Raw genomic sequence first — 12,252 nt, 5'->3', positions numbered from 1 at the left:
TTATTTGCCGTCGGGCGTGCGGACGCCGGCCCAGCTGTCGCGCACCTGATTGTAGTGCACCGTGGGATTGTAGACGTTCACCTTGAGCCGCAGCGAGATCGCGTCGAGCTTGCCGATGATGGACACGAGCGAATAGGCCGCCACTACGCGGTCCCGCTGGGCGGTCACCAAGGCGGAGCGGCTGTTGGTGAGGTCGCGCTGCGCGTTCAGCACGTCGGTGGTGGTGCGCTGGCCGACGCGCCATTCCTCGCGCACGCCTTCGAGGGCGAGCGTGTTGGCCGCGACCGCCGACTGGGCCGACGCGATCTGCGCCTTCGAGGCCTCCAGCGCGCCCCAATACTGCACCGCCAGAGCGCGGATGGAATCGCGGTTCACGTCCACCTCGATCCGCGCCTGGGTCAGCAGTTCCTTGTTCTGGCGGATGTTCGCGTACTCGACGCCGCCCTGATAGATCGGCACCGACAGGTTCAGCGTCACCTCTGCGGCGCGCGCGCTGTCGACCGACGCGGAGCTGTCATAGGTCTGGTAGAGCTGGCCCTGGACGTTGAGGTTGGGCATCAGCGCGCCCTCGGCCACCTTCACCTGGAACATGGCGGCATCGACCGCGAACTCGGAGGCCTTCACCGCCGGGTGGTGGTCGAGGCCGGCGGTGACCACCTGGCCGAGATTGCGCGGCAGCATGGCCTCGATCGCCGCGCCCGGCGACACGAGGCGGCCCGGCTCGACGCCGATCACCTGGCGGTAGACCGCCTTGGCGGACGACAGGTTGGCGATCGCCTGGCTCACGCCGTACTGGGCGTCGGCGACGCGCGCCTCGGCCTGGGCGACGTCCGTGCGCGTCACCTCGCCCACGTTGAAGCGGTCGCGCGTGGCGCGCAGTTCCTGCTGGAGGGCGGCGAGGTTCTGGTTCTGCAGGTCGAGCAGCGCGATCGCCTGGATCACGTTCATGTAGGCGGTGGCGCCGTTCAGCAGCACCGCCTGCTCGGTGTTGCGCAGCGTCTCGCGCGAGCCGCGCACCTGCGATTCGGCGGTGCGCGTGGTGTTGGCGGTGATGAAGCCGTTGAAGATGGTCTGCGTGGCGGTAAGCGCGAACTGGCGCGGCCACAGCGTTCCCGAGGTGGACACGCCCTGGGACCTGGCGCGCGCCGATTCGACGCCGGCCGAGGCGGTGGCGAACAAGGTCGGCCGGTAGCCGGACAGGGCCTGCGGCACGGTCTCGTCCACGGCGCGCGTACCGGCGCGCTGCGAATTGAGGGTCGGGTTGTTCACATAGGCCTGGGCAAGCGCCTGATCGAGCGTCTGTGCCGCAGCTTCCCGCGCGGGAAGCGCGAGCGCGGCCAGCGCCAGGAAGGCCAGGCCGGAGGCCAGGGCCGGTCGGCGCATGCTCGTCGCAAACGACATCGAGTTCTCCTGGTCCGACACGGCGTGCGACAGCCCCCGTCGAGAGCTGGGCCGTGCGGTAACTTTTCGGAAAGATATCCGCACCTTGCCGCAGACGGAACCGACCGGTTCGATCCCGCGGTGCTTTTCGCAGCACCGCGGCAATCGGGCCACAGGTGGGTCAGAAGACGAAGCGCTGCGGGGCTTCGAAGCCGGGCAGAGCGGGCACGGCGGCGTTGAAGGCGATGCGCTCGCTCGGCTGACCGGCCACCTTGGTGAAGACGCAGGCGCGGCCCGCGCCGCCGCCGCCCACCACGGCGATGAGGCGACCGCCCTCCTTGAGCTGCGCGAACAGCGCGGCAGGAACCTCGTCCACCGCCCCATTGAGCAGGATGCAGTCGTAGGGCGCCTCGCTCGCCCAGCCGGCGGCGAGCGGGCCCTGCATCACCGCCACGTTGTCGACGCCGAGGTCGGCGAGCGTGGAGGTCGCGGCAGCGGCGAGGTCCGGGTCCTCCTCCAGCGCCACCACCTGCTGCGCGAGGCGCGAGAGCAGCGCCGACGAATAACCGGTGCCGGCGCCCACATCGAGCACATGCTCGCCGGCCTCGATGTCGGCGAGCTGCACCAGGCGGGCGAGAATCATCGGCTCCAGCAGGAAGCGGGGCACCGCGCCCGAACCGGCGGCGCGGATCTGGAGGTCGTCGTCGATATAGGCCAGCGACTTCAGGCTGGCCGGCACGAAGCGCTCGCGGGGGATCTCCAGCATCGCGGCGATGATGCGGTGGTCGGTCACGTCGTTGGTGCGCACCTGGCCGTCCACCATGCCGCGGCGAAGCTCGGCGAAATCAATCATGTCATGCCTCCGGCCGAGGCGCGGGCCGACGACCGCGCCAACACCACATGGCTGCGCCCGCGGGCCAGCCTTCGCGCCCAAGAGCCATATTGCCGCCCGATTTGCAAGGCGGGCGCGGCCGCGCCCGCCGCCGGGCGAATTGATCTGGCGCAATGCCTGCCCCCCGGCGCGCCCTCAGGAATGGCCGCCTCACGACGGCGGACTTGCGCAGGCCCGGCGCCGCAGGAAGGATGGTGCGATGAGCGAGCTTTCCCAGACCCAGGCGCCCGCCCCGCGCTCCCTCCTGGCCGATACCGGCGCCAGCATCACGGAAGACAACATCCACCGGCTGGTGCACGGCTTCTACGACGAGGTGCGCGCGGACGCTTTGCTCGGTCCGGTGTTCGGCCGCGAGATCGCGCCCGAAGCCTGGCCGGTGCATCTGGCCAAGATGTGCGACTTCTGGTCCTCGGTGCTGCTGCGCACCGCACGCTATGACGGGCGGCCGCTGCCGCCGCATTTGCGCATGCCGGACCTGTCGGACACCCATTTCGCGCGCTGGCTGACGCTGTTCCGCGCCACCGCCGACGCTGTGTTCGCCCCCGCCGACGCCAACCGGGTGATCGCGCTCGCCGAGCGCATCGGCACCAGCTTCCGCCTGTCCATCGCGCTGCATCGCGGCGAGGACACCATGAAGGTCGGCCCCCTGCCCCGCGGCTGAGCGGTCAGGCGCGCACCGGCGGGGCGAGTGCCGCCACCACCTCGGGCAGCGCCAGCAGCCGCGCGGCCTCCGCGAACACCGCGCTCGGCGCGGCCAGCGGCACACTCGCAAGGTCCGCCACCACGCGCGCCGGGCGCGGCGAGAGCACCACGATCCGGTCGGCGAGCCGCACGGCCTCGGCGACGTCGTGGGTCACGAACAGCACGGCGATGCCGGCGCGCTCCACCTCGGCGCGCACCAGCGCCTGAAGCTCCGCCCTGAGGCCCACGTCCAGCGCCGAGAACGGCTCGTCCATCAGAAGCAGGTCCGGCTCGACCGCCAGCGCCCGGGCGATGGCGACCCGCTGGCGCATGCCGCCGGAGAGCGCCCCCGGGCGCTTGGCGAGGTCGCGCAGCGTGAGGCCGAGGCGCAGCAGGATGTCCCGCGCCCGCGCGCGCCGGTCGCCGCGCGCCAGCCCCATGGCCTTCAGCCCGAAGGCGGCATTGTCGAGCGCCCCCGCCCACGGCAGCAGGCGCGGCTCCTGGAACACCATGGCGGTGCGCGCGAAGCGGTTCTCCACCCGCCCCGCCTGCGGCTGCAGCGCGCCGGCGGCGAGGCCGAGCAGCGTGGTCTTGCCGCAGCCGGAGGGGCCGATCAGCGCCACCAGCCGGCCCGTGGGCACCGCGAGGCCGATGCCGTCGAGCACCGGCCCGTCCCCGAACGAGAGGCACACCCCATCGAGCCGGAGCATGGCCTAACCCGCCGCCGCGGGCGCCGGGCCGTTGGCCGCGATCCAGCCGCGCAGCGGCGCGAACAGCACCGCGTCGGCGGCGAGCAGCGCCGCCACCACGAGCACGATCCAGGCCATGGTCTGCGGCAGATCGAGATAGGCCCGGGCGGTGGCGATGGCGCCGCCCACACCGTCCGCGCCGCTCAGCACCTCCGCCATCACCGCCACCTTGAACGCGAAGGCGAGCGCGGTGGCGAACGCCGGCGCCAGGAACTGGGCGAGGCGCGGCAGCAGCAGGTCGGTCAGGCGCTGGAGCGGCGGCGCGCGATAGACCGCCGCCATCTCGGCGAGGCGCGGGTCGCCGGCCCGCACCCCCTGGAGCGCGGCGAGGAACACGATCGGCGCCGCCGTCACCGCCACCGTGAAGGTGGGCGCGCCGCCACCGGGGCCGAACCACAGGAGCGCCAGCACGACCCAGGCGATGGGCGGCGTGCCGAGGATGGCGGTGAGCGCCGGCCGCACCGCCGCCCCCACCGGCACGAACGCGCCGCCGAGAAGTCCCAGCGCGAGCCCCGCCGCGCCGCCGGCGAGGAAGCCGCCCAGCGCGTGGACCGCGGTCTGCGCCAGCGCCGGGACCGCGGCGCCGCTGGCGATCAGCCCCGCCAGGGCCCGGCCGGTCTCGGCCAGCGACGGCAGCACGAACGGGCCGAATGCCCAGTGCCCCGCCTGCCAGGCGAGCGCCAGCGCGACGAGGCCGAGCGCGCCCCATCCCGCCTGCCCACGCCGCGCGCGCGCCGGGCTCACAGGTCGAGATAGAAGCTGTCGGGCGGCAGCCGGCCGCCCAGCGCCTCGGGCGCCAGCGCCAGGATCGCCTCGTAGAAGGCGACCAGGGCGCCTTGCATGGGCTTTGCCCCCACCGCCACAACGTTGAAATGGTCGAGCGCGGCGGAGAACATGGGCGCCTTGATCTGCATCGTCTCTTCCGCCAGCGCGGCGGCCGCCGCGCGGTCCTGGAGCACCCAGTCCTTGGCCGGCACCATGCCCTGGCGCAGCGCCGCCATCAGTTCCGGGCTGTCCGCGAGCAGGGCTTCATGGACCGCGACGCCGGCCATGGGGATGCCGTCACCGCCATAGAGGCGCTTCCATTCCGCCTGGAGGCTGACGGCCCGGCGCAAAGTGCGGCCCTCCTTCTTCGCCATCATGATGGCGGCGGTGGCGGGCGGCTCGGAGAGCACGGCGGTGGCGGCGCGCCCCGCCGCCAGCATCTGCGCCGCCTCCATGGGCGTCTGCACGTAGGTGAGCGTCATGTCCTTGTCCGGGTCGAGCCCCTCGCGCCGGGCGATGGCGCGGAACACGAGGTCCGGCATGTCGTTGCGGAAGAAGCCGAGGACCGGCTTGCCGGCGAGGTCCTTGAAGGACGTGATGCTCTCGTCCGCCGTGACGATGGACAGGTGCCCCATGGAGAGCAGGCACAGCAGCTTCAGCGACAGGCCGCGATTGGCGAGATTGGCCGGCACGTGGGTGGGCGTGGTGAAGAGCTTCGTGCGGCCGGAGACAATGGCGGCGCGCAGGTCGTCGGTGTCGCGCCAGAGCCGGAACGAGGCGCTAGGCGCAGCCGCCGCGAACGGCGCGGTCTGCATCAGCCGCACCAGCACGATGGTGGAGGCGTTGGGCGCGCCGAGCACGTCGAGGCCTTCGAGCGGCGCCGCGCGCAGCAGGCGCGGCGAGAGGGCAAGCGATCCGCCGAGCGCGGCCGTGCCGGCGATCAGGTGGCGGCGGGAAAGCAATGGCGTCATGAACCAGGTCCTCGCAATGGCCTGCCGCCGGGCGCCGTGCCGGCGCGGCGGCAGGCCTTCTTATATCCGATTGGATATAGCGTGAAGCTCCGGAATGTCCCGCATCCCCCTTCCCGCGGTGCGCGAAGGCCGCATAAGGCCAAGCTTGGCGTTCGGCGCCGCTCCGGTGCATGCTAAAAGGAACGGCAGGGCAAGCGCCGACGCCACGGCGCGCCGCGAGGAGAGGTCGGGGGAGAAGGCCATGAAGCGGAACATGGTGCGCGCGGTCCTGTGCGCGGCGGCGCTGATGCTGGCGGGCGCGCTCGCCCCCGCCGCCGCCCAGACGCTGGAGCGGGTGGCCGAGAGCAAGACCTTCCGCATCGGCTACCGCCATTTCGCGCCGCCTTATTCCTACGAGGCGGCGAACGGCCAGGCGGCGGGCTATATCGTCGACCTGTGCCGCGAGGTGGCGGGCGCGGTGAAGCAGCATTTGAAGCTGCCCAGCCTGAAGATCGACTATGTGAAGATCACCGCCGAGAACCGCTTCGAGGCGGTGAAGAACGGGCAGATCGACATCCTGTGCGATCCCACCTCCATGACCATGTCGCGCCGGGCACTGGTGGACTTCTCGCTGCCCACCTTCCTCGACGGCGCCAGCGTGGTGACCCGCGGCACGCCGGTGAAGGGCCTTGAAGACCTCAAGGGCAAGAAGGTGGGCGTGCTCAAGGGCACCACCACCGAGGAGACGCTGCGCACCACGCTCGCGCAGATGCGCATCCCCGCCGACATCGTGCTGGTGGACGACCACCCGCAGGGCCTCGACCTCCTGGCGGACGGCAAGCTCGACGCCTATTTCGGCGACCGCGGCATCCTGGCTTATCTCATCCGCAACCGCGCCAAGGGCGGCAACCTGACCCTCTCGGAGCAGTATTTCACCTTCGAGACCTACGCGCTCGCCATGCCGCGCGGCGACCAGGCGTTCCGCCTGCTGGTGGACACCACGCTGGCCAACCTCTACCGCACCGAGAGCATCCGGCAGATCTATGCGCGCTCGTTCGGCGCGTTCCCGCCGGACCAGTTCCTCGACGCGCTGTTCGTCATCAACGGCGTGCCGAAATAGCGGCGGTCAGGGCCGGGGCACGCGGTATTCGGCCGGCGCGCCGCCCGCGGCACTGTCGAACACCACCAGGAGCCGGTAGTCCTCCCCCGGCGCGTCGGCGAGCACCAGAAGGCCCTCCGCCTTGGCCATGGGATGGGCCGAGGCCAGGACAGCCAGCAGGCGCGTCGCCTCGCCGACCCCGTCCCAGAAATGCACCGCGCTCGGATAGGACAGGCCCGGCTGCTCGGTCACGTCGAGCCCGGCGAGGATCAGGAAGCCGCCCGCGACCGCCACCAGGTCGCGGATGCCGAAATGCGCGCCGAGCCGCGCGCGCAGCACCGCCGGCCTGAGCGCCGGGGCCGCCGCCGGGTCGAACAGGCCCTCAGCCGGCAGGCGCAGCACGAAGGCGCGGCCGTCGACGGTGGGCGCGCGGAGGCCGAAATAGAGGTCGCCGTCCTTGGCGGCGAGGCCCTCGATGTTCACCCCGCCGGCATCGAGCCCGACGCACGGCCCGTCGCGCCGGCAGGCCTTGGGGGCAAGCTCCGGCACGGCGGCGATCAGGCCTTCCAGGGCGCCGGTGCGCGCCACCTCCGGCGCCGGGCGCGGCCCGTCGAAGCCGCCGAAGGATGGCATCCCGGTGGCCGGGTCCACCGGAATGCGGAACAGGCCGAAGCGCGCGCTCTGGTAGCTGCCGCTGCCGCGCGAGGCACCGTGCGAGCCGGTGACGTAGTAATAGCCGCGCTCGCCCGCGCGCACGAAGGCGGCGCCCTCCGCGTCCACCTCCTTGGTGCGCGCGCCCATTTCGTCCTCCTTCGCGGCGAGGGTGATCGGCGCGCCGAGCATGATGGCGTCCGCCGCCACGGTGACGAGCCGCGCATGGCGCACGCCGTCGCTCACCAGCAGGCAGGCGCGCGCCGCCGCCCCGGCCGGGGTCGCGCAGGCGATGGCGCTGATGTCCTTCGCCTCGGCCTTGCCCTCGAACGCGCCGCGCACCTCCAGCTGGCGCACGGGCGCGACCAAGGCGGCCGGCGCCGGCGGCGCGCCGTCGGGGCCGTGGGCATAAGCGGGGACCAGGGAGGCGGCGGCGAGGGCGAGCCCGGCGGCGGCCAAGCCGGCCCGGCGTCCGATGCGGCGTGCAGATAAGGGCGATGCGGCGTGTCCGGAGGCCATGTCCTCTCCCGGTCGAGCGCCTGGGGTGCGGGCGCTCTCCGGCAATCTGACCGGTTCCCGGCTTGAGGCCAAGCTCTCTGCGCTGCGCCGGTTTTCGCACCGTCATGCCCCGGCCCGTCCGGAGCATCCATCCCACCATCGCGCTTGGTGGCCGAATGGGGCCTCCGATCAAGTCGGAGGGCGACGGTGGGGAAAAGGCGACGGTGGGCCGATGGGCGACGACATGTGCGCCCACAATCTCGACTGAAGTGGCGCGCGCGCCAGCGAACAGTAACGGCCCCCAGGGTCGGCGCCGCCGCCCTCCCCCGCCTTCAGTAAAGCCCGCCGGTCCCCGTGCGCACGGCGCGGTCGGCCTCGGGCGTCACGGTGCCGTCAGAATAGACCACGTTGTAGCCGTCCGGCGGGGCGGTGCCGGGCTTGAAGGCTTCGAGGATGGCGTTGCCGTCGCCGGCGCTCGTGCGCTGGCCGCTCTTGCGGTCGATGCGCACCAGCTTGATGCCGGCGGGCACCCGGAACGGGATGGCCGGCCGGTCGGCGATGGCGGTGCGCAGGAACTCGCGCACCACGGGCGCGGCGAGGATGCCGCCGGTGGAGCCCTTGCCCATGGGCCGCGGCTTGTCGTAGCCGAGATAGACGCCCACCACGATCTCCGGCGTGTAGCCGATGAACCAGGCGTCCTTTTCCTCGTTCGTGGTGCCGGTCTTGCCGGCGATCGGCTTGCCTAGTTCCTTCAGCGCCGTACCGGTGCCGCGCTGCACCACGCCTTCCATCATGGAGGTGATCTGGTAGGCGGTCATGGGGTCGAGCACCACCGGGCGCCGGTCGATCAGCGTCGGCTCCGGCTGGTTCTGCCACTTGTCGGCATCGCAGCCGCGGCACTCGCGCTCGTCGTGGCGGTAGATGGTGTGGCCGTAGCGGTCCTGGATGCGGTCGATCAGCGAGGGCGTCACCTTGCGCCCGCCATTGGCGATCATGGCGTAGGCGCCGGTCATGCGCAGCAGCGTGGTCTCGCCGGAGCCGAGCGCCATGGCGAGGTAGGGCGGCATGTCGTCATAGATGCCGAAGCGCTTGGCATAGTCGGCGATGATCGGCATGCCCACGTCGTTGGAGAGCCGCACCGTCATCACGTTGCGCGACTGCTCCAGGCCGAAGCGCAGGGTCTGGGGACCATAGAACTTGCCGGAATAGTTCTCCGGCCGCCATGTGGCCTGCCCCTGCTGCTCCAGTTCGAACGGCGCGTCCATGACGATGGTGGACGGCGTGTAGCCGTTGTCCAGCGCCGCCGAATAGACGAACGGCTTGAACGATGAGCCGGGCTGGCGCATGGCCTGGGTGGCGCGGTTGAACTGGCTCTCGTCGTAGGAGAAGCCGCCGGTGAGCGCGAGCACGCGGCCGGTGGTGGGCTCCATCACCACGATGGCGCCCTCGACCCCGGGCATCTGGCGCAGGCGGTACTGGCCCGGCCGGTTGGCGAACGGCTCCACATGGATCACGTCGCCCGGCTTCACCACCTGGTTGAGCGGCTTGCGGGTCCACTTCACGCCGTCGGCGGGCAGCAGTTCCACCACGCGCTCGTGCGAGCGCTGGCCGGACTTCTCGCGCCGCGGCTGGAGGCCGATGCGGGCATTGTCCTTGTTGACATCGAGCACAACGGCGATGCGCCACGGCACGTCGCCGTACTCCTTCACCTCGCCGAGCTTCACGCCCCAGTCGACGCCGGCAAGCTCCATGTGGCTGATCGGGCCGCGCCAGCCGCGCGTCTCGTCATACTTGATCATGCCTTCGGTCAGCGCCTTGCGGGCCACCACCTGGAGGTCGCTGCGCAGCGGCGTGCGGACCGAGAGGCCGCCCTCATAGAGCTTGCGCTCGCCGTAGCGCTCGTAGATCTGGCGGCGCACCTCCTCGGCATAGTATTCCGCCGCCTCCGCCTGGGCGCCGGTGGCGCGCGGCGTGACCGTGAGGGGCGCCTTCTTGGCCGCCTCGCCGTCGTCGGTGGACACGAAGCCGTTCTCGACCATGCGGTCGATCACCCAGTTGCGGCGGTCGACGGCGCGGTCGCGGTCGCGGAACGGATTGTAGGTGGACGGCGCCTTGGGAAGGGCGGCGAGATAGGCCACCTCCTGCACGTTGAGCTGGTCCACCGACTTGTCGAAATAGACCAGCGCCGCGGCGGCGATGCCGTAGGCGCCCATGCCGAGATAGATCTCGTTGAGATACAGTTCGAGGATGCGATCCTTGGAATAGGCGCGCTCGATGCGCAGCGCCAGGAGCGCCTCCTTGATCTTGCGATCGATGGAGACCTCGTTGGTGAGCAGGAAGTTCTTCGCCACCTGCTGGGTGATGGTGGAGGCGCCCTGCGGCCGGACGTTCTTGCCGTAGTTCTGCAGGAAGTGGCTCGCGGCGCGGAAGATGCCCGTGGGGTCGAGGCCGCCGTGCTCGTAGAAGTTCTTGTCCTCGGCCGACAGGAATGCCTCGATGACGAGCTTCGGCACGGACTGGATGGGGATGTAGAGGCGGCGCTGCTTGGCGTACTCCGCGACCAGCGCGCCGTCGGCGGCGTGCACGCGCGTCATCACCGGCGGCTCGTAATTCTGCAGCTGCGAGTAGTCGGGCAGGTCCTGGGAATATTTCCAGACGAAATAGGTCGCGCCTGCCGCCCCGGCCATCAGGACCAGGGTGCCGAGCGCGAACATGAACCCGAAGAAACGCAACAGCAGCCGCATCGTCCCGCCTTCCTCCTGCGGGCCGACCCCGCCGCCTTCCGGCCCTTTATCGCCATAGCGCGAGATCGCCGCGCTGCGAAGGACAAATTGCCGGACCGTGTCGGCCGCAGCCTTGCGCATCCTCACTTCGTCGCGACCGTCCCTATGGCGCGACCGCCGCTTCGGTGCGAATCCGGCGCATTCTATGGTGGCCAAACGTGGCTGCTTCGCGACAAGCGCCACGCTTGCGCGCGCCGACCCGATCTTCCGCTACGGCACTTGTCGCTCGGCGCGGGCCGGGGTGCCGGCGAGCTGCGGCTCGAAGAACTCGGCGATCGCCTGCAGGATGGCATCGGTGACCCGGTCGCGCCATGCCTCGGAGGTGAGGAGCTTGAGGTCGGCGGGCGTGGACATGTAGCCGAGCTCCACCAGCACCGAGGGCACGTCGTGGGCGCCAAGCACCTTGAAGCCGGCCGAGCGCAGCGGCGTGCGGTGGGTGCGCACCGCGCCCTTCATCCGGCCCACCAGCGAGCGCGCGAACAGGGCGGAGAAGTTGCGCGTCTCGCGCCGGGCGAGGTCCACCAGGATGCCGGCCACCTCGTCGCTCTCATCGGAGAGGTCGACGCCGGCGATGAGGTCGGCCTTGTTCTCCTTCTCGGCGAGAGAGGCGGCGTCGGCGTCGCTCGCGGTCTCCGAGGCGGTGTAGACGCTCGCCCCGCGCGCCTGGCCGTCGCCGGCGGCCAGCGCGTCGGCGTGCAGCGAGACGAACAGCGCGGCGCGGCTTGCGCGGGCGATCCGCACCCGCTCGCCGAGCGGCACGAACACGTCCTCGGTGCGCGTCATCACCACCCGGTAGGCGCCCGCCTTCTCCAGCTTGTCGCGCAGCGCCAGCGCGGTCTCCAGAACGATGGCCTTCTCGGCGAACGCGCTGCGGCCAGTGGTGCCGCTGTCGATGCCGCCATGGCCGGGATCAAGCACGATCACCGGCCGGGCGTCTCCCGGCGCGGCGGCGGCGGGCGCGGGCGGCGGGGCGAGCCGGCGCTCGGCGGCGGAGGCGCTCAGGCGCGCGAAGGTCGCGGCGTCGGTCGGCACCAGGTCCACCACCAGGCGAGCGGGCTCGCCGTCGTGCGGCTCCAGCACGAACGCCTTGTCGATCGCCACGGGGCCGGTCGCCTCCAGCACCATGCGCGCCTTGCCCGGCGCCAGCGCGCCGAACCGCCAGGCCGAAACGAGGCCGCGCCGCATCTGGTCGGGCTCGGGCGCGAAGCGGAAGGCGACGCCGGACAGGTCGAGGATGACCCGGTAGGGGCTGCCCAGCGTAAAGGCGCGGAACGCCACGGCGCGGTCGAGGTCGACCACCAGGCGGGTGCGCTCGCCGTCGCCCGCGAGCCGGGCGTCGCGGGCGGCGACCGCCTCGGCAGTGGCCGCCGGCGCGAGAGCGGAAGCGAGGACCTGGGCGGGAGCCGGCGCATCGGCCGGCGGCTGGGCGCGCACGCTCCCGGCGGCGAGCACCACCGGTAGCAGCGCCGCCAGGCAGGCGCGCAGCCGGGCGCCTGCGCGCGGGGCGCGTCGGGGCGATGGGCGGGGGTCGATGCATGCCGTCATGGGCGGCCCCGTTTCGGAGGCACCGCGGTGCCGCGACCGTGGTCGCCCCGCAGGTGCGCGATGGATCCCGCAGCGAATCCGGCTGGCCGCGCCGGCGTCCGGACCGGGCGGCGAAGCCTTCCCGGCGCGCCGCGACTCAAGCGTTAAGGGGCAGCGTGTTAACCGTCGGTTTACGGGCCGCAGCCGCCTGCGGCCCGCGCAAGGCCTGATGTTACCGCCATCTGGCCGCCGTCTTGTGCCGCAGCGCGCAAGAACCTTG

The 12,252-nt window shown here is 71.8% G+C and carries 10 protein-coding genes; 2 read left to right on the top strand and 8 right to left on the bottom strand.

Annotated elements, in window-relative coordinates:
* Positions 1-1,401 carry a TolC family outer membrane protein gene (locus D9R14_RS04065; RefSeq protein ID WP_121622024.1) on the bottom strand — a complete coding sequence of 467 codons (1,401 nt, stop codon included), beginning with the start codon at positions 1,399-1,401 and terminating at the stop codon, positions 1-3.
* A gap of 160 nt (positions 1,402-1,561) precedes the next feature.
* The gene (locus tag D9R14_RS04060; RefSeq protein WP_121622023.1) at positions 1,562-2,233 is read right to left on the bottom strand and encodes a protein-L-isoaspartate O-methyltransferase family protein; all 672 of its coding nucleotides are present in this window, start codon (positions 2,231-2,233) and stop codon (positions 1,562-1,564) included.
* 238 nt (positions 2,234-2,471) lie between these two features.
* On the opposite strand from D9R14_RS04060, the gene D9R14_RS04055 reads away from it, so the two are divergent.
* Positions 2,472-2,933 (top strand): group III truncated hemoglobin, encoded by a 462-nt coding sequence (locus D9R14_RS04055; RefSeq protein ID WP_245420540.1) that lies wholly within the window; start codon positions 2,472-2,474, stop codon positions 2,931-2,933.
* A 4-nt stretch (positions 2,934-2,937) separates the two neighbouring features.
* Here D9R14_RS04055 and D9R14_RS04050 read toward each other — a convergent pair whose 3' ends face one another.
* The 3 genes from D9R14_RS04050 to D9R14_RS23470 are packed head-to-tail and all read right to left on the bottom strand — an operon-like array spanning position 2,938 to position 5,438.
* Positions 2,938-3,663 (bottom strand): ABC transporter ATP-binding protein, encoded by a 726-nt coding sequence (locus D9R14_RS04050; RefSeq protein ID WP_121622022.1) that lies wholly within the window; start codon positions 3,661-3,663, stop codon positions 2,938-2,940.
* Positions 3,664-3,666: 3 nt separating this feature from the next.
* Entirely contained in the window at positions 3,667-4,446 is a 780-nt protein-coding gene (locus D9R14_RS04045) for an ABC transporter permease (RefSeq protein WP_121622021.1), read from the bottom strand.
* Entirely contained in the window at positions 4,443-5,438 is a 996-nt protein-coding gene (locus D9R14_RS23470; RefSeq protein ID WP_121622020.1) for an ABC transporter substrate-binding protein, read from the bottom strand. Before D9R14_RS23470 ends, D9R14_RS04045 begins: the two co-directional genes overlap by 4 nt.
* Before the next feature lie 241 nt (positions 5,439-5,679).
* Between D9R14_RS23470 and D9R14_RS04035 the strand changes: the two genes are divergently transcribed.
* Complete coding sequence (locus tag D9R14_RS04035; protein ID WP_121622019.1) at positions 5,680-6,537, top strand: amino acid ABC transporter substrate-binding protein; 858 nt, start codon at positions 5,680-5,682, stop codon at positions 6,535-6,537.
* Between the two features lie 6 nt (positions 6,538-6,543).
* Here the strand turns inward: D9R14_RS04035 and D9R14_RS04030 are convergent, their stop codons facing one another.
* The 3 genes from D9R14_RS04030 to D9R14_RS04020 form a co-directional block, all read right to left on the bottom strand.
* Positions 6,544-7,686, bottom strand: coding sequence for a DUF3616 domain-containing protein (locus D9R14_RS04030; RefSeq protein ID WP_121622018.1), 1,143 nt, complete (start codon positions 7,684-7,686; stop codon positions 6,544-6,546).
* 311 nt (positions 7,687-7,997) lie between these two features.
* Entirely contained in the window at positions 7,998-10,409 is a 2,412-nt protein-coding gene (locus tag D9R14_RS04025) for a penicillin-binding protein 1A (RefSeq protein WP_121622109.1), read from the bottom strand.
* 249 nt (positions 10,410-10,658) lie between these two features.
* Positions 10,659-11,993 (bottom strand): N-acetylmuramoyl-L-alanine amidase, encoded by a 1,335-nt coding sequence (locus tag D9R14_RS04020; protein WP_121622017.1) that lies wholly within the window; start codon positions 11,991-11,993, stop codon positions 10,659-10,661.
* Positions 11,994-12,252 lie beyond the last annotated feature (259 nt).

It is taken from the genome of Xanthobacter tagetidis, from assembly GCF_003667445.1.
In the GTDB taxonomy this organism is placed as follows: domain Bacteria; phylum Pseudomonadota; class Alphaproteobacteria; order Rhizobiales; family Xanthobacteraceae; genus Xanthobacter; species Xanthobacter tagetidis.
The sequence above is the reverse complement of the archived record's forward strand: the minus strand, read 5'-3'. Positions and strand labels throughout refer to the sequence as shown.